The sequence below is a fragment of the Mesorhizobium sp. CA4 genome (assembly GCF_020165075.1).
Taxonomy (GTDB): Bacteria; Pseudomonadota; Alphaproteobacteria; order Rhizobiales; family Rhizobiaceae; genus Mesorhizobium.
Map to the genome: position 1 here is coordinate 115,673 of NZ_JAIUHK010000013.1, position 26,804 is coordinate 142,476.

Consider the following 26,804-nt stretch of genomic DNA (forward strand, 5'->3'; position numbering starts at 1 on the left):
ATGCATCAAAACAAAAATCGAAGCGCGAAGCGCTTAGGCTTTGGAGGAAGAACATGGCGGGTTTGCCGGCCACGGCACGTGTGGTGATCATCGGAGGCGGCGTCGTCGGCTGCTCATCGCTCTATCATCTGTGCAAGGCGGGCTGGACCGACTGCGTGCTTCTGGAAAAGAACGAGCTGACTTCCGGCTCGACCTGGCATGCCGCCGGCAACGTGCCGACCTTCTCCTCGTCATGGTCGCTGATGAACATGCAGCGCTACTCGACCGAGCTTTACCGGGGTCTGGCCGAAGCGGTCGACTATCCGATGAACTACCATGTAACCGGCTCGCTCCGGCTCGCCCATACCAAGGAGCGCATGCAGGAATTCCAGCGCGCCAAGGGCATGGGCCGCTACCAGGGAATGAATATCGACGTCGTCGGACGGGACGAGATCAAGCGCCGCTACCCCTTCATCGAGACGCATGAGTTGAAGGGCGCGCTCTATGACCCGAGCGACGGCGACATCGACCCGGCGCAGTTGACCCAGGCGCTGGCCAAAGGCGCGCGTGACATGGGCGCGAAAATCATCCGCTTCTGCCCAGTCACCGGCGTGCGCCGCGAGAACGGCGAATGGGTGGTCGAAACACCGCAGGGCGAGATCCGCTGCGAGATCGTCGTCAACGCGGCCGGCTATCGCGCCGCCGAAGTCGGCAAAATGTTCGGCCGCGATGTGCCGATGATGGTGATGAGCCATCAGTACATATTGTTCGAGGAAATCCCCGAGCTTGCCGCCTGGACGAAGGAACAGGGTCACAAGCTGCCGCTGCTACGCGACGTCGACACGTCCTATTATCTTCGGCAGGAAAAGAGTGGCATGAATCTCGGCCCCTATGAGCGCAATTGCCGCGCGCATTGGGCGACCCATAACGATCCGATGCCGGAGGATTTTTCCTTCCAGCTCTTCCCCGACGATCTCGACCGCCTCGAGCATTACCTCGCCGACGCTGTCGCCCGCGTGCCGATCCTCGGCACCGCCGGCCTCTCCAAGGTGATCAACGGACCGATTCCCTACGCGCCGGACGGCAACCCGCTAATCGGGCCGATGCCCGGCGTGCCGAACGCCTTCGAGGCCTGCGTCTTCACCTTCGGCATCGCGCAAGGCGGCGGCGCCGGCAAGGTGCTGGCCGAATGCGTCACCGAAGGCCAGACCGAATGGGATATGTGGTCCTGCGATCCGCGCCGTTTCACCAGCTTCGCCTCGGCGCCCGACTATTGCGTTGCCAAGGGCATGGAGATCTACGGCAACGAATACGCCATCCAGTTCCCGCGCCATGCCTGGCCGGAGGGGCGCAACCGCAAGCTGTCGCCGCTGCATGATCGCATCAAGGCGCTGGGCGGCCAGTTCGATGCCTATAATGGCTGGGAGCGCGCCACCTGGTATGCGAAGCCCGGTGACGATACCTCCGAGGAGTCCACCCTCACCTTTCGCCGCGACGGACCGTGGCAGCAGCGTGTGCGCGAGGAATGCCTCGCTGTGCGCGACGCCGCCGGTATCCTCGACTTGCCCGGCTTCTCGCGCTTCAACCTCGAAGGTCCGGGCGCGGCCGACTGGTTGGCGCTACAGGTCACCGGTCTTGTGCCGAAACCCGGCCGCATCGGCCTCGTCTATTTCGCCGACGACAAGGGCCGCATCGTCACCGAGATGTCGGTGGTGCGCCATGGCGAGGACCAGATGACGCTGATCACTGCCGCCGTGGCGCAGTGGCATGATTTCGAATGGCTGAAGTCGCGCATGCCGGCCGACGCGGCCTTCACGCTGACCGACCGGACGGAGGAATACTCAACGCAAATCCTTGCCGGCCCGAACTCGCGCAAGATCCTTGCCGAAGTCTGCGACGCCGACCTGACACTGCCCTGGCTGACGCATCAGGAGACGACCATCGCCGGACGCTGGGCGAAGCTGGTGCGCGTCTCCTTCGCCGGCGAGCTTGGCTGGGAGATCCACACCAAGGTCGCGGACACGGCGACCGTCTTCGACGCCGTCTGGGCCGACGGCCGGAAACACGGGCTAAAACCTTTCGGCATGTATGCGCTGGATTCGCTGCGGCTGGAAAAAGGCTACCGCGCCTGGAAGGGCGATCTGTCGACCGACTATTCGATCCTGCAGGGCGGGCTGGAGCGCTTCGTCAAATGGGACAAGCCTGACTTCCGCGGCAAGGCGGCTTTGCTCAATGAGAAGCAGCAGGGCGTAAAGAAGCGCTTCGTCACTTTGATCGTCGAGAACCCCGGCGACTGCGACGCGCCCTATATGTCGACGCTCTGGCACGACGGCACGATCGTCGGCGAGACGACGTCGGGCGGTTGGGGCCACCGGGTCGGCAAGTCGATTGCGCTCGGCATGCTGCGCGCCGATCTCACTCAACCGGGCACCTCGATCGAGGTCGAGATTTTTGGCGATCGCTTCAAAGCCATCGTCCAGAACGACGAGCCGCTGTGGGATCCGAAGAATGAAAGGTTGCGGGCATGACCTCCGTCATCCTCACTGACGGCGGCATGGGACAGGAACTGGTCCGGCGCAGCAAGTCCGAGCCGACGCCGCTGTGGTCGGCCAGGGTGCTGATCGACGAGCCGGAACTTGTGCGCGACCTGCATGCGGAATTCATCCGTGCCGGCGCCCGCGTCATCACCATCAACACCTATTCGGCAACGCCGGAGCGCCTGGCGCGCGAGGGCGCCGAAGATCTGTTCAAACCGTTGCAGAAGCGCGGCATCGAACTGGCGAGGCAGGCCCGCGACGAAGCGGGCGACGCAGCCATCGCCGGTTGCCTGTCGCCTCTGTTCGGCAGCTACGCGCCGGCGCTGACCATCTCATTCGAGGACACGCTCGATATCTATCGCCGCATCGTTGCCGAGCAGGCCGACGGCGTCGATCTGTTCCTGTGCGAGACGATGGCTTCCGCCGAGGAGGCGCGCGCAGCGGTCACCGCGGCCTCGGAAATCGGCAAGCCCGTATGGGTGTCTTGGACGCTCGCCGATCATGGCAGGCCGCGCCTGCGCAGCGGCGAAACCATTGCTGCCGCCGCCAACGCTCTCGATGACCTGCCGGTCGCGGCCCGGCTGCTCAACTGCTGCCGGCCCGAAGCCATCGCCGCCGCCTTGCCCGAACTCGTTGCCCTGGGTGGACCGGTCGGTGCCTATGCCAACGGCTTCACTTCGGTCGAGGCATTGAAGCATGGCGGGACGGTGGACGTGCTGCATGCCCGCCATGATCTCGATCCGCAAGCCTATGCGGACCAGGCCATCGGCTGGGTCGATGCCGGCGCCGGCATTGTCGGCGGCTGTTGCGAAGTCGGCCCCGCCCATATCGCCGCCCTGCGCGACAAGCTCACGCGAGCCGGCCACCAGATTTCGGGAGTTTCCTGATGCCAAAGCCATCAAAGCGCATTACCGGTATCGTGCCTTCGGGCAAGGACGGCTGGGAGGTCCATTTCGCCGCCTGGAATCGCAAGCAGGCCGGCGAGGACATCATTGTGCTCTCGGTCGGCGACCATGATTTCGACACGCCATCGGAAACCATCGAAGCCTGCGTGAGCGCCGTGCGCGGCAGCAACCATCACTACACGCCGCTGCCCGGCCTGCCGCGCCTGCGCAAGGCGATGGCCGCCGCCGCGACCGCTTGCGCCGGCATCCTCACGGAACCCGACGAGGTCATCGCCACGCCTGGCGGCCAGGCAGCGCTTTACGCCGCGGTGCAGGGCGTGCTCGACCCGGGCGACCACGCCATCGTCGTCGCGCCCTATTACGCCACCTACCCCAACACCTTCAGCGCCGCGGGCGCCAGCTTCACGGTGGTCGAGACACCGGCCGAAGACGGGTTTCAACCTCGCGCGGACATGATCCGCGCCGCGATCAAGCCCAACACCCGCGCCATCCTGATCAACACGCCGAACAACCCGACCGGTGCCGTCTATTCGCGCGAACGGCTCGAACAGCTGGCCGAAATCTGCAAGGAGCACGATCTCTGGCTGCTGTCGGACGAGGTCTACTGGACGCTCGGCGGCGGCGAGCACATCTCGCCGCGCTCGCTGCCGGGCATGGCCGAGCGCACGCTGGTCATCAACTCCATGTCGAAGAGCCACGGCATGACTGGCTGGCGCATGGGCTGGCTGACCGGCCCCAGGGCGATGATCGCGCTGATGGCCGATCTCAATCTGGTCACGACCTACGGCTTGCCGGCCTTCATCTCCATCGCCTGCGCCGAGGCGCTCGAAAACCACTATGGCGTGAAGGACATCGCCGAGCGTTACGCCGCGCGGCGCACGATCTTCCTCGATGCCATACGCGGCGCCAATGAAGTCACCGTGCGCGGCTCCGAAGGCGGCATGTACATCATGCTCGATGTCTCCGCAGTCGAACCCGACGACGAGAAATTTGCCTGGGCGCTGCTCGACAAGGAAAAGGTCGGCGTCATGCCCGGATCGAGCTTCGGCGAGGCCGCCGCCGGCCACATCCGCATCAGCCTCTGCCAGCCCGAACCCATCCTCAAGGAAGCCGCGCTTCGCGTTCGCCGCTTCGCTTCCAACTATCGCCGCGAGGCCGCATGACCAGGACGATTCCCGCCAAGGCCCGCGCCGTCATCATCGGCGGCGGCGTCTCCGGCTGCTCGGTCGCCTATCATCTGGCCAAGCTCGGCTGGACCGACATCGTGCTCTTGGAGCGCAAGCAGCTCACCTCGGGCACCACCTGGCATGCGGCCGGGCTGATCGGCCAGTTGCGCGGCTCGCAGAACATGACGCGGCTGGCGAAATATTCGGCCGACCTCTACGTCAAGCTCGAGGCCGAGACCGATGTCGGCACCGGCATGCGCCAGGTCGGCTCGATCACTGTCGCGCTGACGGAAGAGCGCAAGCACGAGATCTATCGGCAGGCTTCGCTCGCCCGCGCCTTCGATGTCGACGTGCGCGAGATTTCGCCGCGCGAGGTCAAGGAGATGTACCCGCATCTCAACGTCTCGGATGTGGTCGGCGCCGTGCATCTGCCGCTCGACGGCCAGTGCGATCCCGCCAACATCGCCATGGCGCTGGCCAAGGGCGCGCGCCAGCGGGGTGCTGCGATTATGGAGAACGTCAAAGTCACCATGGTCCACACCAAGAACGGTCGTGTCTCCGGCGTCTCCTGGGCGCAAGGTGAAGAGCAAGGCACGATCGAGACCGACATCGTCGTCAACTGCGCCGGCATGTGGGCGCGCGAGCTTGGGCGGCAGAACGGCGTCACCATCCCGCTGCATGCCTGCGAGCATTTCTACCTGGTCACCGAGCCGATCCCCGGCCTCTCTCGCCTGCCGGTGCTGCGCGTGCCGGACGAGTGCGCCTACTACAAGGAGGATGCCGGCAAGATGATGCTCGGTGCCTTCGAGCCGGTGGCGAAGCCCTGGGGCATGGACGGCATCCGCGAGGATTTCTGCTTCGACCAGTTGCCCGAGGACATGGACCATTTCGAGCCCATCCTCGAAATGGGCGTCAACCGCATGCCGATGCTGGGCACCGCCGGCATCCATACCTTCTTCAACGGCCCCGAGAGTTTTACCCCCGACGACCGGTATTATCTCGGCGAAGCGCCCGAGCTTTCCGGCTATTGGATGGCGACCGGCTATAATTCGATCGGCATCGTTTCCTCCGGCGGCGCCGGCATGGTCCTGGCGCAGTGGATCAATGACGGCGAGGCGCCCTTCGACCTCTGGGAGGTCGATATACGCCGCGCCCAGCCTTTCCAGAAGAACCGCCGCTATCTCAAGGAGCGTGTCTCCGAAACGCTCGGTTTGCTCTATGCCGACCACTTCCCCTACCGCCAGATGGCGACCTCGCGCGGCGTGCGCCGCTCGCCTTTGCACGAGCATTTGAAGGCGCGCGGCGCCGTCTTCGGCGAAGTGGCCGGCTGGGAGCGCGCCAACTGGTTCGCCCGCGAAGGCCAGGAGCGCGAATACCGCTATTCCTGGAAGCGGCAGAACTGGTTCGACAACCAGCGCGAGGAACATCTCGCGGTGCGCAACGGCGTCGGCCTGTTCGACATGACCTCCTTCGGCAAGATCCGCGTCGACGGCCGCGATGCCTGCGCCTTCCTGCAGCGGCTCTGCGCCAACGACATGGACGTCGCGCCGGGCAAGATTGTCTACACGCAGATGCTGAACCAGCGCGGCGGTATCGAGAGCGACCTCACCGTGACCCGGCTTTCGGACACGGCCTATTTTCTGGTCGTGCCTGGCGCCACGCTGCAGCGCGACCTCGCCTGGCTGAGAAAACACGTCGCCGACGAGTTCGTCGTCATCACCGACGTCACCGCCGCCGAAGCGGTCATCTGCGTGATGGGCCCCGAGGCGCGAAAATTGATCCGGAAGGTCAGCCCGAACGATTTCTCCAACGAGGCCAATCCGTTCGGCACTTTCCAGGAGATCGAGATCGGCATGGGTCTCGCCCGCGCCCACCGCGTCACCTATGTCGGCGAGCTTGGCTGGGAACTCTACGTCTCGACCGAACAGGCGGCCCATGTCTTCGAGGCGATCACCGAAGCCGGCGCAGATGTCGGCCTGAAACTCTGCGGCCTGCATACGCTCGATTCCTGCCGTATCGAAAAGGCTTTCCGCCATTTCGGCCACGACATCACCGACGAGGACAATGTGCTGGAGGCGGGCCTCGGCTTTGCGGTGAAGACAAGCAAAGCCGGCTTCATCGGCCGCGACGCGGTTCTCAGGAAGAAGGAAGCCGGCCTGTCACGCCGGCTGGTGCAGTTCCGCCTCAAGGACCCGCAGCCGCTGCTCTTCCACAACGAGGCCATCCTGCGCGACGACAAGATCGTCGGCCCGATCACATCAGGCAATTACGGCCACCATCTCGGCGGCGCCATCGGCCTGGGTTACGTGCCTTGCAAAGGCGAGAGCGAAGCGGATGTGCTGGGCTCATCCTACGAGGTCGAGATCGCCGGCGAGCGCTTCGCGGCGGAAGCATCGCTGAAGCCGATGTATGATCCCAAGGCGGAGCGGGTGAGGATGTAGCCCGGTCTGCCCTTCTCCCCTTGTGGGAGAAGGTGTCGCCGAAGGCGACGGATGAGGGGTGTTCCAGGGAAAGCCAGCGTCTCGCTCCGCTGGAACACCCCTCATCCGTCTCGGCGCTGCGCGCCGATCCACCTTCTCCCACAAGGGGAGAAGGGAACTTGCGCTACCCTCAAAACCGCTCCAGCCTCGCCCTCGCCTTCGCCAGGAAAGCCGCCCTGCTCTTCGGCGTCGAGGCATCCATCAGGTAATGCGCCAGGAAAAAGGTCTTGCAGCGCGTGGCGCACAGCGCGCGCATGCCGCGTAAAATGGTCTTGCGTCCCGGCTGCCCGACGACCACGCTCCACCAGGTCGGCGCGCCGCAGGTGGTGATGACGCCGACCCTGGTGACGTGCCGCATCAGCGACGTGATCCGCCCCTTGCCGGCCGGCAGCTTGAAGGCGATGTCGGTGGCCCAGACCCGGTCGAACCAGCCCTTCAGCATCGCCGGCAACCCGTACCACCAGGTCGGATAGATGAAGAGGATCGCCTGCGCCCATTGCAGATGCTCGAAATGCGGCTTGAGTGCCGGATCTTCCGGCGCGTGGTCATTGTAGAAGCGCCGCTCCTCGCAGCTCATCACCGGATCGAAATTCTCGGCATAAAGGTCGAGCAGCCGCACGTCCCAGCCCCGTCCTTTCAGCACCTCCATCGCCATGTCGCGGATAGCCGCGCAATAGCTTTCAGGCACCGGATGGCAATAGACCACCAGCACGCGCATCAGAACGCGTCCATCGTGCCCGCGACCTTCGCCATGAAGGCGTTGCGCGTCTGGTCGGTGGAGAGGTTCATCGAATAATGCGCGAGATAGGAGACGGGAGCGCCTGGCTTGATGGTCGCCCGCAGCATGCGCTTGACGATCTTGCGCGGCGGGTCGCCCATCAGCATGGCGCGAAAGCGGCTGCCGCCATAGGTGGTGATGGCCGCGAGCTTGCGGATGTTGTGCAGTGTCGGCTGCACTTTGCCGTCGACCAGCTTGAATGACACGCCGGGCAGGAAGACGCGGTCGAAGAAACCTTTCAGGATCGCCGGATAGCCGTAATTCCAGACCGGGAAGGACAGCACCAGCGCTTCGGCATTCTTCAGCCTTTCGACGTAGCCGGCGACCGCGTCGTCCGGCCCGCGCGGGTCGTGGTAGCCGAGCCGCTCGGCGCGCGTCATCCGCGGATCGAAATCCTCGGCATAGAGGTCGCAGTCGTCGACCGCATGCCCGCCCGCGGCGAGGCGCTCGACGATCGTCTTGTGCAGGCCGGCATTGAAGCTGGTCTCCACCGGATGAGCGTAAAGCACGAGGATGTTCACGGTAGAATATCTCTGAGGTCAGCGCGAAGCACGCTCATCGCAAATCACCCCGCCTTTTGCAGCCCCTTGAACAGGAAAGACTTGCCGGAGCGATAATCATAGTCCGGGTTTTCCCAGGCGATCATCTTGCCGGGATTGAGCAGCCCTTGCGGATCGGTCTCACGCTTGAAGGCGAGCTGGATCTCGTCGGTCTGCTTCATACCGCCCTCTTCCAGCGTGTAGCGGTGCGGGTTGAAGATCCAGCAGCCATTGTCCTCATGGATGCGAATGATCTCGTCGAGCCGCTCTTCCGTGGTGTAGCGGACCAGTGGCAGGCCGGCGGCGCCGATCGCGCCATCGAAGCGGATGAATTCGAGATGCGCTGGCACCTCATCGCCGAAGCAGTCGACCATCGCCTTGACGTGCGCAAGGTGATCCGGCGATGGATAGCGCGCCTGCAGATAGGTGATCGTCGGATCGACCCTGATGGCGCGCAGCGTCGTGTGGTTCCAGGTCAGTTCATAGGCCGGCGGCAATCCCTTCAGGTCGGTCTCAAGGTCAGCCCTGAAGACAATTTCGCCTTTGCTGGCCCGGACAAATGCAAGGAATGCATCTATCGCATGCGGAGCAATCATGCACACCACGATGCTCTGTTCGCGCCGGAAGAACTTCTGATGCCGTTTGAAATAATCGTAAGGGATGGGCGCCGAAATCGGCGTGATCAGCTTCGCCAGAATGCCGTCCTGCATAGCCAGGTCGTTGCCGAAGCCGGCCGCGTCCATGAAATCGTCGAAACCGACGATGACGTCGATCCAGTCGTAGGAAGCCGTCAGCGGCATCTCGACCTCGGTGATGATACCGTTGGTACCATAGGCGTGCATGACCTTGAGCACATCCTCGCCGGTGAGTTCCATGACACGGGGCTCGGCCTCCATCGTCACGGTCCTCAGCCGGATGACGTTGCCCAGGTCGCGCAAGCCGCCCCAGCGGATCGAGCCGACGCCGCCTGAGCCGCCGGCCACGAAGCCGCCGACCGAAGCGGTATTGTAAGTCGATGGCGACATGCGCAGCTCCTGGCCGGAATGCGCCCGCGTCGCCCTATCGATCTCTGCCAGCACCGCGCCCGGCCCGGTCACCACGCGCCCCGGCGCGATTGTCTTGATCTCGTTCATCTCGGCAAGGTTGAGCACCACGCCGCCCGACAGCGGCATCGCCTGCCCGTAATTGCCGGTGCCGCTGCCGCGCGGCGTCACCGGGATGCCGTGGCGGTGGCAGGCGGCGAGCACGCGGATCACCTCGCTCTCATTCTTCGGCGTGACGATCAGGTCGCCCGTTATATGGTCGAGCTGCTTCTTGAGCACCGGACTGTACCAGTAGAAGTCGCGACTCTTCTGCTGGACGATCGCCGGATGGTCGTCGACCTTGATCCCGTCGAGATCGCGCTTCAGCGCTGCGATATCCATCATCACACCATCAATTCGTCGAGTTCAGCATAGTCGGGCAGTTGGCGTTCGATCGCCCTTCCCTCGCGCACCACGATGCGATCCGATTCGGGCCGCGACAGCAATTCCGTCCAGCTGCGTCCCTTGAAGACGATGAAATCGGCTGGGCCGCCGACGGCAAGCGTGCCGGCGCCTTCGAGCCGCATCACCTCGCCAGGCGTTGCCGCCACCGCCCTGGGCCAGTCACCGACCGGATGGTCGAAATGCAGGATGCGCGTCGCCATGCGGTAGACCTCCAGCATATCGAGATCGCCATAGGCGTAGAACGGATCGCGCGTGTTGTCGGAAGCGACCGCCACCTTGATGCCGCGCGCCTTCATCTCGTGCAGCAGCGTCACGCCGCGCCAGCGCGGGGTGGTGTGATTGTTGCGACGGTCCTGCAGATAGAGATTGCACATCGGCAGCGACACCACGGCAAGCCGCGCCTTCGCCACCTTATCCAGCGTGTCGAGAACCTCGAGGTCCGGCTGGCGCGATAGCGAGCAGCAATGGCCGACCAGGATGTTGCCCTCGAAACCGTTCCACAGCGACGCCTCGGCGATCTTCTTCAGCGAGATGGCCGCGACATCGTCGGTCTCGTCGGCATGGAAATCGAGGTCGAGCCCATGCTCGATCGCCTGGGCGAACACCTGGTCGAGCAGTTCCTCGAGGTCGGGCACCATGTAGGTGACGACGCCGAGCACGCCCTTGGCCGCGGCGACGCGCTTCGCCAACCGTTCGAACCAGGCCTTGTCGCGCACGCCTTCGATGCCGAGCAGGCAGGCTGCTTGCAGCTCGATGCGCCCGCGCCATTTTTCCCGCATCGCCTCGAACACCGGCCAGGAGATCTCCTCCTGCGGCGGCACGCTGTCGAGATGCGTGCGCACGGCCTTGGTGCCATGCGCGTAGGCTGAGCGCAGCGAGAAATCCATGCGGCGCGCCACATCCTCGGCGCTCCAGCGCGCGGCGCGGTCGGCGCCGGTGGCATTGAGCGCGCCCATGAAGGTGCCGTCTGGATTGGGTTTCCGCGGCCAGATATGGCCCTTGTCGATATGAGTGTGGCAATCGACGAAACACGGCAGCACGATGCGGCCGGCAAGATCGATCGCGTTGGGCTGCGACTTCGACTTGGCATGGGCGACGATGCTCGCGATCTTGCCGTCGGCGACGGCCAGCTCAGCCAGTGCGAAACCGTCCGCGTCGAACGGTGCTGCAAGGCCGGGCGTCAGCGACCGATGAACACGGGCATTGGCAAGCCGGTAGGAACCAGAGGCAGGTATCAAGATCTGGTCCTCTTCGCGATTTTCCCTGGTGCCAACCTAGCGCTCCTGTTTCAGCGCGCTCTCGTGCCAGCGGCGCAGGCTGAGATGTGACACCAGCGACAGCACCAGGAAGATCAGGATGCCGGTGAGCGAGATCAGGATCAGCGCCGCGAACAGGCGCGGCGCGTTGAGCCGGTAGCCGGCCTCGATGATGCGGGACGCGAGTCCCGACGACTGCCCTTGCGCGCCGGCGACGAATTCCGCCACCACCGCGCCGATCAGCGACAAGCCGCCGGCGATCTTCAGCCCGCCGAGGAAATAGGGCATCGCCGCCGGCAGGCGCAGATAGCGCAATTGCTGCCAGCGCGTCGCGCCGTTGAGCTTGAACAGGTCGCGCAGATTGCGGTCGACCGAGTTCAGGCCGAGCGTGGTGTTGGAGAGGATCGGAAAGAAGGCGACGATCCAGGCGCAGAGCAGCAGTTTGACGGTCTGGTTGTCCACATAGATGTTGATCAATGGGAAGATGGCGACGATCGGCGTCACCTGCAGCACGATGGCGAAGGGGAAGAACGACATCTCCACCCATTTCGACTGCGCGAACAGCACCGCCAGCCCGACGCCGCCGATGACGGCGAGAGCCAAGCTGAGGAAGGTGATCCTGAGCGTCACCAGCAGCGAGGAAAAGAGCAGCCCGGCGTCACTGTGCAGCGTCTGCAGCACCACACCCGGCCGCGGCAGGATATATTGCGGGATCTCGTTCCAGACGCAGATGCGGTCCCACAGCACGATCGCCACCACCATGATCGCGAGCGGCAGCACCCATTTGCCGATGCGCTCCAGCCGCTCCTGGCGGGCGCGGCGCGCCTCTTCCGGATCGAGCGTCAGGACATTGTCTTCAATGGCCGTCATGGTGGGACCCGGCGGTTGAGTTGATGGCGTCGACCAGCACGCCCGAGGCCTGCCGGCAAAGCGCGGCATAGCCCGGCGAGGTACGGAACGCCTCGTCGCGCGGATAGGACGCGTTGATGGGGAGTTCGCCATGGACGCGGCCCGGCCGTGCGGCCATGACGACGACGCGGCTGGACAGGAACACGCTTTCGAAGACGCTGTGGGTGACGAAGACGACGGTGAAGCGCTCGTCCTGCCACAGCTCCAGAAGGTCGTTGTTGAGCTTGAAGCGGGTGATCTCGTCAAGCGCGGCGAACGGCTCGTCCATCAGAAGGATGCGCGGCTTCGTCACCATGGCCCGCGCGATCGACACACGCATCTTCATGCCGCCCGAAAGCTCGCGCGGCACGGCGTTCTCGAAGCCGGTGAGATGGACGCGCGACAGCATCTCCATCACAGCCGGCTCCGCCTTGGCGCGTGACACGCCCTTCAGCCTCAGCGGCAGCCAGACATTGTCGAAGACGCTGGCCCAGGGCAGCAGCGTCGGCTCCTGGAAGACGAAGCCGATATTCGAGCGGTCGATCCCACCGCGCCAGTCAAGCTGGCCGGAGGTCGGCGTCGAGAGACCCGCGATCAGCCGCAGTGCCGTCGACTTGCCGCACCCCGACGGGCCGAGCAGGCTCAGGAAATCGCCCTCGCGGATCGCCAGGTCGACCTTGCTCAGCGCCGTCACGCCATTGGAAAAGACCTTGCCGACACTGCGCAATGCCAGCAGCATCGGAGCCTCGCCCGATGCCGCCGGCGTCTCAGCCACTTTCTCCTGGATCATCTCAGGCCGGCCGCCTTACTTCTTCAGCTCCAGCCCGACACCTTTGTTGATGAAGGCCAGCGTATAGGCTTTCTTGATGTCGAGGCCCGGCTGCGCGACCTTGGCCTTGACCATCTTGTCGTAGAAGCTCTGGATGCGGGCTTCGTTCATCGTGCCGATGCCGAGCTTTTCCGAATCGCCCGAATCGACAATGCCGAACTTCTTCAACTGCTCGATCGAGAAGGCGATCTGCTCATCCGTCATGTCGGGATTGTCCTTCTTGATCATGTCGTTGGCGGCCTTGTTGTCGCCATAGAGGTACTTGTACCAGCCCTTGGCGGAGCCATCGACAAAGCACTGCACCACCTCCGGCCGCTTGTCGATCGTATCCTGCATCACCTCGATGGTCGTCGCATAGGTGTCCCAGCCATTGTCGGCAAGCAGGAACTGGTTCGGCGTGAAGCCTCCCTGCTTCTGCACCGCGAACGGCTCGGAGGTCACATAGCCTTGCTGGATCGACTTCTTGTTGGCGATGAAGGGCGCCGGGTTGAACGTGTAGGGCACGCGCTTGGCGGCGTCGAAGCCGAGATCGGTGACCATCCACTGGAAGAAGGTCTGCGCGCCTTCGTCACCCATGATGTACTGGTCGGCGTTCTTCAGGTCTTCCCACTTGTCCAGCCCCTCTCCCGGATGGGACATGATGACCTGCGGGTCCTTCTGGAAATCGGCGGCAACAACGCGCATCGGAATACCCTGCTGCACGGCGTCGAAGGCCGACAGCAGGTTGCCGCCCATGTAGAAATCGATCTTGCCCGCAAGCAGCATCGGCCGGCCGCTGACCTGCGGGCCGCCCTGCATGATGGTCACATCGAGGCCGCAGGCGGCATAGGTGCCGTCGGCGATCGCCTGATAGTAGCCGCCATGTTCCGGCTCGGCCAGCCAGTTGGTGCCGAACGTCACCTTCTCGTTCGCAGCAGCAGTCAGCGTGCCCGCCACCAGCAGGACGGCGGCGCCCGCCAAAATCTTTCCTTGTCCGATCATAAACATCACCCTCTCTTGGCCCGGGCGCGCGACGCGCAGGGCTCAACACCATCGATTCAAGAAGCAAGACACATGCCACCGCCTGGGCCGCCTGCTTGTGCGGCAGTCATTGCCGAGACCGGACGGGTCATGCCGTACGCGAGGCATCGTGCCTATTTTTTGGACGCCTGTCCATAATCGCTCCTAGCGGCATCCACGGCATCTTGAATGTTTCATGAATCCGCCACTAGGCTGTCGGCGGACAGGAGAATGCCATGCTCAAATACCTCGCCCCCAAATCGATCAAGCCGCCTTTCGCCCGCTACAGCCACGGCGTCGAAATACCCGCCGGAAAGCGCCTGGTGCTGTGCTCGGGGCAGCTGGGCATCGGCCCCGACGATGCCGTGCCGGAGGATGCCGGGGCACAGACGGAGCTTTGCTTCAAGAACATCGCCGCGATCCTCAGCGAAGCCGGGCTGACCTTGAACGACACCGTGCGCATCAACGCCTTCGTCACCGATCGTGCGCATCTGCAGGCCTATATGGATGTCCGCAACCGGCTCTTTTCCGATCCGGCGCCGGCCTCCACATTGATCATCGTCGCAGGCTTCGCCCGCCCGGAATTCAAGGTCGAGGTCGAAGTTCTGGCAGCCGGCTAGCTGTTGCCGGGAATAGCCTCTAGACCTCGGGCCGGACAGCAGACCAATCGGGAGACGAAAAGTGACGACAAGACGTGTGTGGTGGGGCGACTACCGGACGACCGAATATGCCTCGATCGACGCCGAAGCGACTATCGCCGTACTGCCGGTGGCGGCGATCGAGCAGCATGGCCCTCACCTTCCGGTCTCGACCGACACCTCGATCATGATCGGCATGCTGGAGACGGTGATCGCGCGCCTGCCCGACGATCTCGACATCCGCATCCTGCCGGTGCAGGCGATCGGCAAGTCGAACGAGCACCTGCATGCGCCGGGAACGCTCACCTTGCCCGCCACCACCTTGGTCGACGCCTGGACCGAACTCGGCCTGTCGGTCGCCCGCGCCGGGGTGAGAAAGCTGATCGTCGTGAATTCGCATGGCGGCAATGAAGAGATCATGGGCATCATTTCGCGCGAATTGCGCGTGCGCGCCAAAATGCTGTCCGTGAAGACGAGCTGGCAGCGGTTCGGCCGCCCGGCCGGCATGTACACAGAGCTGGAGGACCGTCACGGCATCCATGGCGGCGATGTCGAGACATCGCTGATGCTGCACTTCCGGCCCGATCTCGTCGACATGAGCAAGGCGGAGAATTTCGTCTCCAATGTCGGCCGCGCCGAAAAGGAATTCGCCCTGCTGCGCCACACCGGAACGCACGCATTCGCCTGGATCGCCAGCGACCTCAATCCGAACGGCGTGGTCGGCGACGCTTCGATCGCCACGGCCGAGAAGGGCCGCCTGACGGCGGAAATGCAGGCCGACGGCTTTATCAGCCTGGTCAGGGATGTGCGCAAGGCGAGGCTTGCCGAGTGGCTGTCGTAGCGGCTGGTCCGCTTTGACTTACGCTTCGATTCCCAGTTCGAAGGGTATCCCTTCGAACGCGTCGGCGCCGCGCCCGATCGCCTCGATCGCCGCGATCATGCGGCCGTCGCGCTGAAGCAGCGTGTCGCCGACTGCGATCAGCCGTGGATTGGGCGTAGCCGTCGGCGAGAGGAAGCGCAGCGTCCGAGCGAGTTCCATCTCGTCACGCTTGGGCGCCAGCGCCGCGGCGATGATGTAGGCCGAGGCCGTCGAGCGGCTGACGCCGGCATAGCAATGCACCACCAGCGGCTTCAGGCGGTCCCAGCGATAGGCGAAATCGAGCAAGGCCCGCACATGCTCCTCGCCCGGGATGGTCATACCCTCCTGCGCCACGGCGATATCATGCATGACGAGATGCAGATGGTTTTCCGCCAGGATCGAGGCCGGTCGGGTCACCTCCGTCCCGGCGGCAAGCAACGACAGCAACCGCTGCGCACCGGTTCTTGCCACGGTTTCGTCGACCTTCGACAGCGAACAGACATGGATCATTGCCCGATCTCCTTCGGCGCATCTTTGCGCCGTGCGGCCCAGGCGGCAAGTGCGCCTTCAAGTCGCTGCCATTCCGCTTCGCTGCCCGGTAGACCGACACGCAGCACTTGAGGCCGCTCGGCAAAATGACGGACCAGCACACCGCGCCCACCAAGTGCCGAAAACAGGGTTGAGGCCTCGACAAACGACAAATAGCGGAACAGGCTGGTTCCGCCGGCGACCGGAACATCGAATCGGCCAAGCAGCGCGTCGAGCCGCCCGGCATCCCGCGCCAGACGTTGCCGCATATCGGCCTGCCACTTTGCATCCGACAAGGCGCGGATGCCATATTCGAGCGCCGGGCCGGCCACCGCCCAGGGCCCCAGTTGCGCGTCCAGCCGCTCGGCCGTCAGCGGATCCGCCAATGCGAAGCCGAGTCTCACACCCGCAAGGCCGAAGAACTTGCCGAACGAGCGCAGCACGACGATGCCGCCCGCCCCGAGGTCGCCGGCAAGGCTTTGCTCGATCGGGCCGACATCCATGAAGGCTTCGTCGACGACGAGCAGCCCGCCTTTGGCGCGAAGCCGCGCCGTGAGATCGAGCAGGCGCGGCTTTTCGATCACCCGCCCGTCCGGATTGTTGGGATTGACCAGCACCGCAAGGTCCGCCTCGGCCAGCGCGTCGAAATCGCTGACTTCCGCGACGGCATGGCCGGCGATAGCCGCGGCCCGGGCGTGTTCTGCATAGGTCGGCCCAAGCACCAGCGCCTTGCCCGGCCGCACCAGCGAGGCGACGCGCGGCAGGAGAATCTGCGTGCCGGGCGCCGCCGCCACATGCATCGCCGAAGGCGCGCCATAGGCCGAAGCCGCAATTTCGGCCAATTCGCGCAGTTGTCCTGCCTCCGGCAATCGGGACAGGGCGGTGGCGGGCAGGTCGAAAAGCGGGTAGGAGTGCGGATTGATACCTGTCGAGAGGTCCACGAAAGGTTGTGGCGCATGAGGAAAAAGCGTGCCTGCCCGGCCAAGGCTGCCGCCATGATCAACCGCTGCGATCGCGCCGCTTAGAAGCTTCATGTCTGTCCTGATCGCTTTCCTGTCACTCGCCGTCGAACGCGCCCTCGGCTATCCGGACTGGCTGTTCAACGCCATCGGCCATCCGGTAACCTGGATCGGCAGGCTGATATCCTTTCTCGATCGCCGGCTCAACCGCGCCACCGATTCCGACGAATTGCGTCGCCGCCGCGGCGTCCAGGCCTTGCTCGTCATTCTGCTGGTGCCTGGGCTCATCGGCCTGGCGCTGCACGTTCTGCTGTGGATGATGTTCCCGACAGGTCTCGTCATCGCCGCCATCCTCGGTTCCACGCTGCTGTCGCAAAAAAGCCTCGCCGAGCATGTCGAGGACGTCGCCGACGCGCTGGAGACCGGCGGCCTGACGCTCGCCCGCATCGCCGTGTCGCGCATTGTCGGCCGCGATCCGGAAAAATTGGACAAAGCAGGTGTCGCCCGCGCGGCGATCGAAAGCCTGGCCGAAAATTTTTCGGACGGCATCGTCGCGCCCGCCTTCTGGACCGGCATCGGCGGCCTTGGCGGAGGTGCTACCTACAAGGCCGCCAACACCGCCGATTCGATGATCGGCCACCGTACGCCGAAATACGAAGCCTTTGGCCGTGCGGCTGCCCGTTTCGACGATCTCATCAATCTGCCCGCATCGCGGCTCACCGGCCTGCTTATCGTGCTGGCGGCCTTTCTCGTCCCGGGCGCCGATCCGCGTGGCGCCTGGCAGGTGATGCGACGCGACGCGAGGAAACATCGTTCGCCAAACGCGGGCTGGCCGGAAGCTGCGATGGCCGGCGCGCTGGGACTGTCCCTCGCCGGACCGCGCAGCTATGGCGGCGAAGTCGTCGAGGATGCCTTCATGGGCGAAGGAGGCCGCCGCGAGGCCGAAAGCACCGACGTCCGACAAGCGTTGAAACTCTACCGCATCGCGGACTGGCTGCTGCTTGGCCTGTTTGCGGTCGTCTCGGCGATCGTGATCTATCTGACCATCTTGATCAGCGGCTGAGGCGCCTCAAAATTCAATTCCCTGCTGCGCCTTCACGCCGGCGGAGAAATGGTGCTTGGTCAGCCCCATTTCGGTGACGAGGTCGGCGGCCTCGACAAGCAGCGGCTTGGCGTTGCGGCCGGTGACGATCACATGCAGATCGTCCCGGCGTGCCTTCAGCGCCGCGACCACCTTTTCCAGATCGAGATAATCGTAGCGCAGCGCGATGTTGAGCTCGTCGAGCACCACGAGGCTGATCGAGGAATCGGCCATCAGCTCGAGCGCCTTGGCCCAGGCGGCCTCGGCGGCGGCGATGTCGCGCTTCAGATCCTGCGTTTCCCAGGTGAAGCCCTCGCCCATCGCGTGCCAGACGACGCGGTCGCCGAAAGCGCCGAAAGCGTTCTTTTCGCCGGTATGCCATTTGCCCTTGATGAATTGGACGACGCCGACACGCTTGCCATAACCCAGCATTCTCAGCGCCAGGCCGAAGGCGGCCGTGGTCTTGCCCTTGCCCGGCCCGGTGTTGACGATCAGCAGTCCTTTCTCGATCGTCTTGCCGGCCACCTCGGCATCCTGCACTGCCTTGCGCTTGGCCATCTTGGCGCGGTGGCGCTCGGCGTCCTTCTCCTCGATTTCAGCCATGTCATTTCACCTTGAGCGGCAGCCCCGCCACCATCATGAGAACGCTGTCGGCTGTCGCCGCGACCTGCTGGTTGAGCCTGCCCGCGGCGTCGCGGAACCGGCGCGCCAGCGCGTTGTCGGGCACGATGCCGAGCCCGACTTCGTTTGAGACCACGAACCACGGCCCGCGCGGCCGCGACATCGTATCCTTGAGCCGCCGGCATTCGGCCTCGACATCATGTCCGGCCAGCATGTGGTTGGTGAGCCACAGCGTCAGGCAATCGATCAGAACAGGCTGGTGATCCGGCAAAGCCTCGATTGCGCCGACCAGACCGAGCGGCGCATCGACGGTGACCCAACCTTCGCCGCGCCGCGACCGATGCAGCGCAATGCGCTCGCGCATCTCGTCGTCATAAGCCTGTGCCGTGGCAATGTAGGTCCAGGGCGACGGATTAGCGGTCGTCAGGCTCTCGGCATGCGAGCTCTTGCCCGAACGGGCACCGCCCAGGATGAAGGTCAGCTTCCGGTCGGAAGCTCTATTGCCGCTCCCAGCCGTCGCGCCGGTCATTCCTGCCTTCACCTTTGGATGAACATTGTCGTGGCCATCGGGCCGCCGGCGCGACTTTAGGCAGAAGCCCTGCTGCCGGCAAACCAAATTCCGCCACCCCGCAGCGCGATTGCGGCACTGCTCATGGCTGCTGCGGGCCGGCAATCCGGACGGCGACCAGCTGCTGCAACCGCCACAGATGCCCATCATGGATGCCGCGCTGCTCTAGATTCTTTACCGTATTGTAGAGATAGTCGGCGCCCGAGCCCCAATGGCCGCAGGATGTCGCAAGCCTCTCCACCACCTCGTCCTCGCTGAGGGGCCCCGCATAAGTTGTCCCGTTGCGATTGATGACGAAAGCCAGCGCACGCAACGGTCCCTTGTCGGTCGAGAGCTGCAGAAGGCGCGGCCAGTAGCTTGTCGGCTTCAATGTCATTTCGCGCCGGAAAAGCTTGTCCAGCCCTTGCCTTCGGTTATTCTCGGCCAGCCGGAAAGCAACCCCTTTGCACTGGCCTCCGCGATCGAGCGCCATCATAAGGCCGGGTTGCTCCTTGGTGCCGCGCCAGCGCGTCATCTTCATGCAGAACGAGCGGTGCCAGCCGCGCGCAAGCGCTACGCATTCCTCGGTGTGCTCGATCTCAGGCTTCCAGATGAGCGATCCATAGCCGAACAGCCAGAGCGGCTCCGTCGCCGGAAGCTCGGCCTCGAACGCATCGAGCATCGCCTCGTAGTCGCTGTCATCCAGATGCGCCGCATCGGGATCCGGTCCCGCATCCTCGACCGTGCGGAAGCAGCGGGCAACCAGTTCCTCGGTAAGCGACATGGTTCTTGGCAGCATGCGCGCGACCTTAAGGTTCCTGCGCGACCGAAACAATGCGGCCGCCTCGCGATTGACAACCCCTTGGCCTGGGTGTCGGCTGTCGCCGAAGCATTCCAGGAAAAGTGCGCGACAGTTTTCCGTCCGGAATTGCGTAAAAACAAAGAATTAGAGCAGGTCAGCGATCCCATCGAGCGCTGAACGGCTCGATCAGGGAGGAGCCGATGCAGCCCGATCCGAGCGAACGCGCCCCTTACAATTTCCATGATTGGGTGCGCGGCCGTCACGCAGCGTTCAGAACGCCTTCGGCAGATAGCGCCAGGTGACGAAGCCGCAGAAGGCGGCCAGGATGCCGAGCGTGACGAACACCGAGCCCAGCCCGAAGAAGGTGAGCACCACCGAATAGACCAGCGGCGGCGTCAGTTCGGAGAAATCGAGATAGGTGCGGTAGACCGCCGCCATCTGCGCCTTCTCGTAAGCGCGCACCGAGCGCATGAAGACGGTCGAGCCGAGCGCGTCGAGGGCGATGGTGAAGAGCGCGCCGCAGAGCAGCAGCGCGCCGGTGAAGAGCGGCGCGGCCTCGCCGACGCCGCCCGCGGCAAACAACATCGCCGCCATAGCGAAATAGGCGAAAGTCATGACCTTGCGCCCGCCGAAGCGCTTGCCGGCCCTGCCCCAGAAGATCGCCACGAACAGAAGCGCATTGCCGGCCGAAACCAGCAAGCCGCCGGCAAGCTCGCCCTGGCCGGTGATCACCATGAACAGCGGGCCATAGACGAAGAACGTCGTCCAGAAGCAGGAGCGGCCGAAGGCGATCAGCCAGGCAAGCCTGAGCCTTGGCTGCTTCACGAAGCGGCCGATATTGGCGAGCGGATTGGCCGGACGCGACTTGCCGGGCCGGATCGACTGGTTGTCGCTCAGCCGGTAGAACCAGAACAGGCAGAGCAGCGCGAAGGCAAACACGACGACCGCGCCATGTGCGGCATAGATGCCGAAATGCGTGTAAAGGAAAATGCCGAGCGTCGGCCCGCCCGTCCAAGCGAACATCGACCAGGCCATGCGCAGCGATTCCGCCTGCATGAAGTCGGTCTTGCGGATGTGATCCATGATGTAGAGGTTGAGCGTGATCGACAGCGCGCTCGCCCCCATCACGCGGCAGAGCATGCCGGCAATCTGTCCAGGCAGCGTGTGGGTGACGAAGAAGGCGGAGCCGATCGCCAGCAGCATGCAGCCGGCCGTGTAGACCCAGCGCCGCGCGAAGCGGCGGATGAGCATCGGCATGAACAGCGTGACCGAAAGACCCATCAGCGACACAATCGTGTAGAGGATCGAGACGATCCGCTCATTGTGCAGGATCTCGTAGGCCTGGATCGGGATCACGCTGGAGATCGTGGCGCGGGCGAAGGATTCCACTGCATAGAGCGAGGCGAAGGTACGCGCATCCGCCGGCCGCAAAGCCGGAAGCCAGATCGGATGGCGCACATGGGTGGACATCGGCCCTCCGGGACGTGAATCACGCGGTTAAATCTGGCCGGACCAGCTGCCGGCCAGTAGCAGGAAACCGACCCCGACGGGCCGAAAAGCGAAGCCTGCTAAAGGCTTTCCGCCTCTGGCCTAAGGGTGAATTTCATGACTACCATGAAATGCATTGATGGCCGCCTGCTTCTGTCGTCCACTTGAACCGTGATAGTCGTTTGGCAGGACTGAATCGGATCGAAATGATGAGCCTTCAAACGACGAGCGCCCCTGTTCAGGACGCGCCAAAGCACGGCCGCATCCAGGGCATCGACATCCTGCGCGGCATCGCGCTGATCGCGATGGCGAGCTACCACTTCACCTGGGATCTCGAAAATTTCGGCTACACCGCGCCCGGCCTCACCGCTTTCGGCTGGTGGAAACTTTACGCACGCTGCATTGCCTCGACCTTCCTGTTCCTGGTCGGCGTCAGCCTCTTCCTCGCCCATGGCCGTCATATCCGCTGGCCAGGCTTCTGGAAGCGCTTCGCCATGGTGGCCGTCGCCGCAGCCGCCATCTCGGCCGTCACCTACATCGTCACGCCGGACGGATTCATCTTTTTCGGCATCCTGCATGAGATCGCGCTGGCGAGCTTGCTCGGCCTCGCCTTTCTCAGGCTGCCCTGGCTGTTGACGGCGATCATTGCCGTGGCGGTGATTGCAGCCCCCTATTATCTGCGGTCGGAGTTCTTCGACCATCCGGCGCTGTGGTGGGTGGGCCTTTCCGCCACCAACCCGCGTTCCAATGACTACGTACCGCTTTTCCCGTGGTTTGGCCCCGTGCTTGCCGGCATCGCGACGGTGAAACTCGCTTCCGCCACTGGCCTGCTCGCCCGTCTGGGAACATGGCTGCCCGGCCGCTGGTCGAAGTCGCTGACCTTCATCGGCCGGCACAGCCTCGCCTTCTACCTCATCCACCAGCCGCTTCTGTTCGGCTCGGTGTGGCTGTTCTCGCAGGTCATGCCCGCCGCCCCTCAGGACAGGGAGGCCGGCTTCCTGCCGGCTTGCCAGGCGCAGTGCGAACAGCAGCGGGACAGCAAGTTCTGCACCAGCTATTGTGGCTGCATGCTGGATACGCTGAAGGGGGAAGGGTCTCTCGACAAGCTCTACGCCAACGATCAGTCCAGCGTCTGGAAATCGCATCTGGCCGACCTCGCGGAAACCTGCACCGCCGCGACCGAGGACAAGATGGAAGGAGGACAGCAATGACAGGCATCGCAAAGCCCAGACACGGGATCGTTCCCTGGCCGCCGGTGATCTATGTCGTGGCGATCGCTCTCAGCGTCGTCCTCGGCATGCTCTACCCGCTGCCCTGGATCGGCGACATCTTCGGCGATCTCATGTTCGGCGTCGGCTGGGTGACGCTGTTCGGCGTCGCCATGCTCTGGATTACGGCCATCCGCGCCATGATGCGAGCGAAAACGACATTCGACCCCAATGCCGAGCCCGATCACCTGGTGACGTCAGGCCCCTTCGGCATCACCCGCAACCCGATGTATCTCGCCAACACGCTGCTGCTGATCGGCGTCGCCCTCATCACCGGCATCGCATGGTTCCTGCTCTTTGCCTTTCTCGCCGCCTTCGCGACGCAGAAGCTGGCGATCGAGAAGGAAGAAAAGATCCTCGGGGCGAAGTTCGGCAAGAAATACCGCGACTACGCCAAGCGGGTCCGGCGCTGGATTTGAGGCCGCCTCGCTTGGATCGGTCGCGGGGTCAAGCGTCGTTAGAGGGTGGGCTAGCGTGCTTCGCCTTTAGCTAGCCGCAGCGCGTCTCCCGTCGTCATTCTATGGCGAAGCAAGGAGCGAAGCGACGCGCGCAGACCATAGAATCCATTCCGTGACATCAAGGCGTTGCAACGGTGCAGACTTCTGCTCCGCTGCGCCCTTCGATCGAGGTCACGGAATGGATCCTCGGGTCTACGCGTCCGCTTCGCCCGTGGATGACGAAGCTGAGAGGCACCGGCTAATCTCGAACGTTTGCGATAGTTGCCCTGCAAATCCCCTGCTCACCGCGCTTCACGTATTCACACCCAGCTCGGCCAGCCGCTCGACGCAGGATTCTTCGGCCTGGTCCAACTCGGCCAGCGTCTCTTCCAGGTCGCGCCGCTTCTGGCGCAGGTCCTCGCGTTTCTCCTCGATGCGCTTGATCATCAGCTTGAGCTGGCCGACCTCGCCGGGCGGCTCCTTGTACATCTGGATGATCTCGCGGATCTCGTTGATCGAGAAGCCGAGCCTTTTTCCCCGCATGATCTGACGGATGAGGTGCCGGTCGGACGGCCGAAACAGCCGCGTGCGGCCGCGCCTTACAGGCTGCACCAGCCCCTCGTCCTCGTAAAAACGCAATGTCCGCGTCGACACGTCGAATTCACGCGTCAGCTCGGTGATCGTGTAATATTCCCGCATTCCCGCTCCCAAGCCCGGGCATCGCCGCTTGAAGCGTCGCCCTTCCTCCGATGATACCATCCGCACCGGAATCGGCACGTGACCCCGCGGCAAACCTCGCACGGCATTTACGTAAAAGTCAATTAACGCCGGCCCGTTGATTTAGGGCACTCTAAACCACCACGTCGCCAGCCCCAAGAAGGCAAAGAAACCGACGCAGTCGGTGACCGTGGTGACGAAGACGGCGGAAGCCACCGCCGGATCAATCTTGAGGCGGTCGAGGACCAGCGGGATGAATATCCCGGCAAGCGCAGCCGCAAACATGTTGATGATCATCGCCGCCGCGATGATGCCGCCCAGATTGGGATCGCGGAACCAGAAACCGGCCACCATGCCGATGAGCACGGCAAACACCACGCCGTTGACGAAACCGACACCGAGCTCGCGGCGGATGATGCGAGCGGCGTTGTAGATATCGAGGTCCCTGGTTGCCAGCGCGCGCACGGTGACGGTCATGGTCTGCGAGCCGGCATTGCCGCCCATTCCGGCGACGATCGGCATCAGCACGGCAAGCGCCACGATATGCTCGATCGTGCGGTCGAACAGGCCGATAACCGAAGCGGCCAAGAAGGCAGTCACAAGATTGACCAGCAGCCAGGGCACGCGCGAGCGCGATGTGGCGAGCACCGTGTCCGACAGTTCTTCATCGCCGACGCCGCCCATACGCAAAAGGTCTTCTTCCGCCTCTTCCTGGATGACGTCGACCACGTCGTCGATGGTGAGCACGCCGACCAGCCGCCCGTTTTCGTCGACCACGGCGGCGGAGAGCAGGTTGTACTGCTCGAACTCGCGCGCCGCCTCTTCCTGGTCCATCGTGGCCGGGATTGCGTGCAGGGTCTCATGCATGACCTGCTCGACCTTGACCGCGCGCTTGCTGCGCAGGATCTGGTCGAGATCGATGGCGCCGAGCAGCTTGAAACTCGGATCGATGACGAAGATCTGGCTGAAGCGCTCGGGCAGGTTCTTGTCCTCGCGCATGTAGTCGATAGTCTGGCCGATCGTCCAGAACGGCGGCACGGCAACAAACTCGGTCTGCATGCGCCGGCCGGCGGTCTCTTCCGGATAGTCGAGCGCGCGCCTGAGCCTGATGCGCTCGGTGAAAGGCAGCTGCGACAGGATCTCGTCCTGGTCTTCCTTCTCGAGATCCTCGAGGATGTAGACGGCGTCGTCAGAATCGAGCTCCTGCACCGCCTGCGCGATCTGCGCATTGGGCAGGTTGTCGACGATGTCGAGGCGGATCGCCTCGTCGACCTCGGTCAGCGCCGAGAAGTCGAAATCGGAACCGAGCAGTTCGACCAAAGCGCGGCGCTGTTCAGGATGAAGCGCCTCCAGCACGTCGCCGAGTTCCGATTGGTGCAGGTCGTCGACTTCGCGCTTGAGGGTGATCGTGTCGCGGTCGGCGATCGCCGCGCCGATCTGAGCGAGGAAGGAGGCGCGCACGGCGCCGTCCTCGCCATAGATGTCGGCGTGGCGCTCCTCGGCGGGCGCGGCGCCGGTCGTCTGTCTGTCCTGGCGTTCCACCAGCGCCTCCCGCAACGAGGAAATCCCGAAATGAGGTCTAGTGCATGATCCCGGAAAGTGGAAACCGCTTTTCGGGAAATCCAAACCTGAGCGGGAGATAGCGCGGCAGTAGGATTCGTCTTGGAAAGACGTCGCGCTAGCGCGCGGAATAGCCAAGGAAATGTGACGGTCGCCTTCGCCCCGCAACTTCTCGGAAGCAGCGCGCGGCGCCCGCGCCGCAGATGCGACAATCGCTTCAGCCGGCGCGACAGCGCATGTCGCTGGGGAAAGAGCACCCCTTCCCTATTGAGGCAGAATTGTCATGATGCATGATCCAGCTGATCAGCGCATCGCCAAATGCTCCGAGGACAAACGCTGCCCTTGAACATCAAGCCTGGAAAGACGAGCGAAGGAAATGCCGACCGGCGCGTTCGTGTGGTCGTCGCCGAACGCAATCCTTTCGTCGTGTCGGCGCTGCGCGAGATGCTGGAATGCGACGGCCGCTTCGATCTGCTCGGTGTCGTGCACAGCGGCGCGCAATTCCTGGAACTGGCGGCCGCCACGCAATTCGATGTCGCCGTCGTCGGCTGGAAGCTCGCCGACATGGATGGCGCCGATGTGCTTACGGAAGTTCAGAGCCGCGAGCTTGGCGTGCGCATCACGATCTTTTCCAACGACCACGACATCGGAATCCTGAAGCAGTGCGTACGCCTCGGCGCTCAAGGGTACTGCTTCCAGTTCGACGATCCGCCGGTCATCTTCGAGACGATCTTGGCGGTCGCCCACGGGCGCATCTGCATTCCGTATATCGACATCAACAAGGTCAATGACACGCCCTTGTCCCGCCTCACCGTGCGCGAGCGCGAATTGCTGGCGGTGCTTTCTGACGGCTGGACCAATTTGCAGATCGCAACGCGGACCGGAATTTCCGAGAACACGGTGAAGTATCACCTGAAGAACCTCTACGACAAGCTGGACGTCCGCAACCGCGCCATGGCCGTCGCGCTCTATTCGAGCGAAAAACGCCGCACCTCCAAATCACCTATCGGGCCAACCGGGTAGGATCATCCCACCCGCAAGGGCCAACAACTTACCCGGCAAGGTGTTGTTGCCGAGCCTCGCCGAGACGAGACTTCCTCCACAATCTCAATCGATCGGAGGAGTTTCGCGCATGGCTGGGTTTACCCATCTCTATATCCCAGGACCCACCAACATTCCGGAACAGGTCCGGCAGGCCATGAACCTGCCGATGGAGGATATGCGCGCCTCCTCTTTCCCCAACCTGACGCTACCGCTGTTCGAGGACATCAAGCGGGTCTTCAAGAACGAGACCGGTCGCGTCTTCATCTATCCCTCTTCTGGCACCGGCGCCTGGGAAGCGGCGATGACCAATGTGCTCAGCCCTGGCGACAAGGTGCTGATGTCGCGCTTCGGCCAGTTCTCGCATCTGTGGGTCGACATGGCCGAGCGGCTCGGCTTCGATGTCGATGTCATC

General features: G+C 63.8%; 25 protein-coding genes and 1 pseudogene. 11 read left to right on the top strand and 15 right to left on the bottom strand.

All coding sequences use genetic code 11. From position 1 onward, the window contains the following. Window positions 1-53: 53 nt before the first annotated feature. Genes LB528_RS13380 through LB528_RS13395 form a run of 4 tightly spaced genes read left to right on the top strand, consistent with a single transcriptional unit; the run spans window position 54 to window position 7,028 of the window. Entirely contained in the window at window positions 54-2,507 is a 2,454-nt protein-coding gene (locus LB528_RS13380) for an FAD-dependent oxidoreductase (RefSeq protein WP_224715232.1), read from the top strand. Further along, window positions 2,504-3,403, top strand: a complete 900-nt coding sequence (locus tag LB528_RS13385) for a homocysteine S-methyltransferase family protein (RefSeq protein WP_224715233.1) — start codon at window positions 2,504-2,506, stop codon at window positions 3,401-3,403. Before LB528_RS13380 ends, LB528_RS13385 begins: the two co-directional genes overlap by 4 nt. Continuing rightward, window positions 3,403-4,584 (top strand): pyridoxal phosphate-dependent aminotransferase, encoded by a 1,182-nt coding sequence (locus tag LB528_RS13390; protein WP_224715234.1) that lies wholly within the window; start codon window positions 3,403-3,405, stop codon window positions 4,582-4,584. Before LB528_RS13385 ends, LB528_RS13390 begins: the two co-directional genes overlap by 1 nt. Next, window positions 4,581-7,028: an FAD-dependent oxidoreductase gene (locus LB528_RS13395; protein ID WP_224715235.1), complete on the top strand. Its 2,448-nt coding sequence runs from the start codon at window positions 4,581-4,583 to the stop codon at window positions 7,026-7,028. The genes LB528_RS13390 and LB528_RS13395 overlap by 4 nt, the downstream gene beginning before the upstream one ends. Window positions 7,029-7,197: 169 nt before the next feature. On the opposite strand, the gene LB528_RS13400 is transcribed toward LB528_RS13395, so the two are convergent. From LB528_RS13400 to LB528_RS13430, 7 genes are read right to left on the bottom strand one after another with little or no spacing between them, the layout of a single operon-like run. Continuing rightward, entirely contained in the window at window positions 7,198-7,785 is a 588-nt protein-coding gene (locus tag LB528_RS13400) for an NAD(P)H-dependent oxidoreductase (protein WP_224715236.1), read from the bottom strand. Continuing rightward, entirely contained in the window at window positions 7,785-8,366 is a 582-nt protein-coding gene (locus tag LB528_RS13405) for an NAD(P)H-dependent oxidoreductase (protein WP_224715237.1), read from the bottom strand. The genes LB528_RS13400 and LB528_RS13405 overlap by 1 nt, the downstream gene beginning before the upstream one ends. Before the next feature lie 44 nt (window positions 8,367-8,410). Beyond that, window positions 8,411-9,808 (bottom strand): FAD-binding oxidoreductase, encoded by a 1,398-nt coding sequence (locus tag LB528_RS13410; protein WP_224715252.1) that lies wholly within the window; start codon window positions 9,806-9,808, stop codon window positions 8,411-8,413. A 2-nt stretch (window positions 9,809-9,810) separates the two neighbouring features. Next, on the bottom strand, window positions 9,811-11,109 hold the full coding sequence (locus tag LB528_RS13415) for a cytosine deaminase (RefSeq protein ID WP_224715238.1): 1,299 nt from the start codon (window positions 11,107-11,109) through the stop codon (window positions 9,811-9,813). 36 nt (window positions 11,110-11,145) lie between these two features. Next, window positions 11,146-11,997 carry an ABC transporter permease gene (locus LB528_RS13420; protein ID WP_224715239.1) on the bottom strand — a complete coding sequence of 284 codons (852 nt, stop codon included), beginning with the start codon at window positions 11,995-11,997 and terminating at the stop codon, window positions 11,146-11,148. Further along, window positions 11,984-12,805 (bottom strand): ABC transporter ATP-binding protein, encoded by an 822-nt coding sequence (locus tag LB528_RS13425; protein ID WP_224715240.1) that lies wholly within the window; start codon window positions 12,803-12,805, stop codon window positions 11,984-11,986. Before LB528_RS13425 ends, LB528_RS13420 begins: the two co-directional genes overlap by 14 nt. Window positions 12,806-12,820: 15 nt before the next feature. Continuing rightward, a complete protein-coding gene (locus LB528_RS13430) occupies window positions 12,821-13,825 on the bottom strand; it encodes an ABC transporter substrate-binding protein (RefSeq protein ID WP_224518574.1) in 1,005 nt (334 codons plus the stop codon). Between the two features lie 254 nt (window positions 13,826-14,079). On the opposite strand from LB528_RS13430, the gene LB528_RS13435 reads away from it, so the two are divergent. Together LB528_RS13435 and LB528_RS13440 are read left to right on the top strand one after the other, a co-directional pair. After that, complete coding sequence (locus LB528_RS13435; RefSeq protein WP_224518568.1) at window positions 14,080-14,463, top strand: RidA family protein; 384 nt, start codon at window positions 14,080-14,082, stop codon at window positions 14,461-14,463. A gap of 61 nt (window positions 14,464-14,524) precedes the next feature. Beyond that, complete coding sequence (locus tag LB528_RS13440) at window positions 14,525-15,322, top strand: creatininase family protein (RefSeq protein ID WP_224715241.1); 798 nt, start codon at window positions 14,525-14,527, stop codon at window positions 15,320-15,322. 18 nt (window positions 15,323-15,340) lie between these two features. Here the strand turns inward: LB528_RS13440 and LB528_RS13445 are convergent, their stop codons facing one another. Together LB528_RS13445 and cobD are read right to left on the bottom strand one after the other, a co-directional pair. Then, window positions 15,341-15,850 carry a tyrosine phosphatase family protein gene (locus LB528_RS13445; protein WP_224715242.1) on the bottom strand — a complete coding sequence of 170 codons (510 nt, stop codon included), beginning with the start codon at window positions 15,848-15,850 and terminating at the stop codon, window positions 15,341-15,343. Then, a complete protein-coding gene (cobD, locus tag LB528_RS13450; protein WP_224715243.1) occupies window positions 15,847-16,902 on the bottom strand; it encodes a threonine-phosphate decarboxylase CobD in 1,056 nt (351 codons plus the stop codon). The genes LB528_RS13445 and cobD overlap by 4 nt, the downstream gene beginning before the upstream one ends. Between cobD and cbiB the strand changes: the two genes are divergently transcribed. Continuing rightward, window positions 16,901-17,890: an adenosylcobinamide-phosphate synthase CbiB gene (gene cbiB, locus LB528_RS13455; RefSeq protein WP_224518564.1), complete on the top strand. Its 990-nt coding sequence runs from the start codon at window positions 16,901-16,903 to the stop codon at window positions 17,888-17,890. The two genes, cobD and cbiB, sit on opposite strands and share 2 nt — an antisense overlap. A gap of 6 nt (window positions 17,891-17,896) precedes the next feature. Here cbiB and cobO read toward each other — a convergent pair whose 3' ends face one another. From cobO to LB528_RS13475, 4 genes are all read right to left on the bottom strand, one after another. Next, window positions 17,897-18,511, bottom strand: a complete 615-nt coding sequence (gene cobO, locus LB528_RS13460) for a cob(I)yrinic acid a,c-diamide adenosyltransferase (protein ID WP_224715244.1) — start codon at window positions 18,509-18,511, stop codon at window positions 17,897-17,899. Window position 18,512: 1 nt separating this feature from the next. Beyond that, window positions 18,513-19,058 (bottom strand): bifunctional adenosylcobinamide kinase/adenosylcobinamide-phosphate guanylyltransferase, encoded by a 546-nt coding sequence (gene cobU, locus LB528_RS13465; protein WP_224715245.1) that lies wholly within the window; start codon window positions 19,056-19,058, stop codon window positions 18,513-18,515. Between the two features lie 121 nt (window positions 19,059-19,179). Beyond that, window positions 19,180-19,875, bottom strand: a complete 696-nt coding sequence (locus tag LB528_RS13470; protein ID WP_224518561.1) for a gamma-glutamylcyclotransferase — start codon at window positions 19,873-19,875, stop codon at window positions 19,180-19,182. Window positions 19,876-20,148: 273 nt separating this feature from the next. Further along, a complete protein-coding gene (locus LB528_RS13475) occupies window positions 20,149-21,348 on the bottom strand; it encodes an MFS transporter (RefSeq protein ID WP_224715246.1) in 1,200 nt (399 codons plus the stop codon). 227 nt (window positions 21,349-21,575) lie between these two features. Here LB528_RS13475 and LB528_RS13480 point away from each other — a divergent pair, with 227 nt between their 5' ends. Next, the gene (locus LB528_RS13480) at window positions 21,576-22,577 is read left to right on the top strand and encodes a heparan-alpha-glucosaminide N-acetyltransferase (protein WP_224715247.1); all 1,002 of its coding nucleotides are present in this window, start codon (window positions 21,576-21,578) and stop codon (window positions 22,575-22,577) included. Beyond that, window positions 22,574-23,053 carry a methyltransferase family protein gene (locus LB528_RS13485; RefSeq protein ID WP_224518558.1) on the top strand — a complete coding sequence of 160 codons (480 nt, stop codon included), beginning with the start codon at window positions 22,574-22,576 and terminating at the stop codon, window positions 23,051-23,053. Before LB528_RS13480 ends, LB528_RS13485 begins: the two co-directional genes overlap by 4 nt. Before the next feature lie 330 nt (window positions 23,054-23,383). On the opposite strand, the gene LB528_RS13490 is transcribed toward LB528_RS13485, so the two are convergent. Continuing rightward, window positions 23,384-23,770 carry a MerR family transcriptional regulator gene (locus LB528_RS13490; RefSeq protein ID WP_027168973.1) on the bottom strand — a complete coding sequence of 129 codons (387 nt, stop codon included), beginning with the start codon at window positions 23,768-23,770 and terminating at the stop codon, window positions 23,384-23,386. Window positions 23,771-23,911: 141 nt separating this feature from the next. Next, complete coding sequence (gene mgtE / locus LB528_RS13495; protein ID WP_224715248.1) at window positions 23,912-25,330, bottom strand: magnesium transporter; 1,419 nt, start codon at window positions 25,328-25,330, stop codon at window positions 23,912-23,914. Between the two features lie 360 nt (window positions 25,331-25,690). On the opposite strand from mgtE, the gene LB528_RS13500 reads away from it, so the two are divergent. Beyond that, the gene (locus LB528_RS13500) at window positions 25,691-26,371 is read left to right on the top strand and encodes a response regulator transcription factor (RefSeq protein ID WP_224715249.1); all 681 of its coding nucleotides are present in this window, start codon (window positions 25,691-25,693) and stop codon (window positions 26,369-26,371) included. A gap of 109 nt (window positions 26,372-26,480) precedes the next feature. After that, window positions 26,481-26,804, top strand: a pseudogene (locus LB528_RS13505) (serine--glyoxylate aminotransferase); the annotation flags it as partial.

Bases quoted from the DNA above. Each gene is read 5' to 3' on its own strand.
- LB528_RS13395 (WP_224715235.1), top strand. From the start codon at position 4,581: ATGACCAGGACGATTCCCGCCAAGGCCCGCGCCGTCATCATCGGCGGC.
- LB528_RS13380 (WP_224715232.1), top strand. From the start codon at position 54: ATGGCGGGTTTGCCGGCCACGGCACGTGTGGTGATCATCGGAGGCGGC.
- LB528_RS13435 (WP_224518568.1), top strand. From the start codon at position 14,080: ATGCTCAAATACCTCGCCCCCAAATCGATCAAGCCGCCTTTCGCCCGC.
- LB528_RS13425 (WP_224715240.1), bottom strand. From the start codon at position 12,805: ATGATCCAGGAGAAAGTGGCTGAGACGCCGGCGGCATCGGGCGAGGCT.
- LB528_RS13430 (WP_224518574.1), bottom strand. From the start codon at position 13,825: ATGATCGGACAAGGAAAGATTTTGGCGGGCGCCGCCGTCCTGCTGGTG.
- cbiB (WP_224518564.1), top strand. From the start codon at position 16,901: ATGTCTGTCCTGATCGCTTTCCTGTCACTCGCCGTCGAACGCGCCCTC.
- cobD (WP_224715243.1), bottom strand. From the start codon at position 16,902: ATGAAGCTTCTAAGCGGCGCGATCGCAGCGGTTGATCATGGCGGCAGC.
- LB528_RS13445 (WP_224715242.1), bottom strand. From the start codon at position 15,850: ATGATCCATGTCTGTTCGCTGTCGAAGGTCGACGAAACCGTGGCAAGA.
- LB528_RS13400 (WP_224715236.1), bottom strand. From the start codon at position 7,785: ATGCGCGTGCTGGTGGTCTATTGCCATCCGGTGCCTGAAAGCTATTGC.
- LB528_RS13475 (WP_224715246.1), bottom strand. From the start codon at position 21,348: ATGTCCACCCATGTGCGCCATCCGATCTGGCTTCCGGCTTTGCGGCCG.
- cobO (WP_224715244.1), bottom strand. From the start codon at position 18,511: ATGGCTGAAATCGAGGAGAAGGACGCCGAGCGCCACCGCGCCAAGATG.
- LB528_RS13490 (WP_027168973.1), bottom strand. From the start codon at position 23,770: ATGCGGGAATATTACACGATCACCGAGCTGACGCGTGAATTCGACGTG.
- LB528_RS13485 (WP_224518558.1), top strand. From the start codon at position 22,574: ATGACAGGCATCGCAAAGCCCAGACACGGGATCGTTCCCTGGCCGCCG.
- LB528_RS13385 (WP_224715233.1), top strand. From the start codon at position 2,504: ATGACCTCCGTCATCCTCACTGACGGCGGCATGGGACAGGAACTGGTC.
- LB528_RS13480 (WP_224715247.1), top strand. From the start codon at position 21,576: ATGAGCCTTCAAACGACGAGCGCCCCTGTTCAGGACGCGCCAAAGCAC.
- LB528_RS13420 (WP_224715239.1), bottom strand. From the start codon at position 11,997: ATGACGGCCATTGAAGACAATGTCCTGACGCTCGATCCGGAAGAGGCG.
- LB528_RS13470 (WP_224518561.1), bottom strand. From the start codon at position 19,875: ATGCTGCCAAGAACCATGTCGCTTACCGAGGAACTGGTTGCCCGCTGC.
- LB528_RS13390 (WP_224715234.1), top strand. From the start codon at position 3,403: ATGCCAAAGCCATCAAAGCGCATTACCGGTATCGTGCCTTCGGGCAAG.
- cobU (WP_224715245.1), bottom strand. From the start codon at position 19,058: ATGACCGGCGCGACGGCTGGGAGCGGCAATAGAGCTTCCGACCGGAAG.
- LB528_RS13410 (WP_224715252.1), bottom strand. From the start codon at position 9,808: ATGGATATCGCAGCGCTGAAGCGCGATCTCGACGGGATCAAGGTCGAC.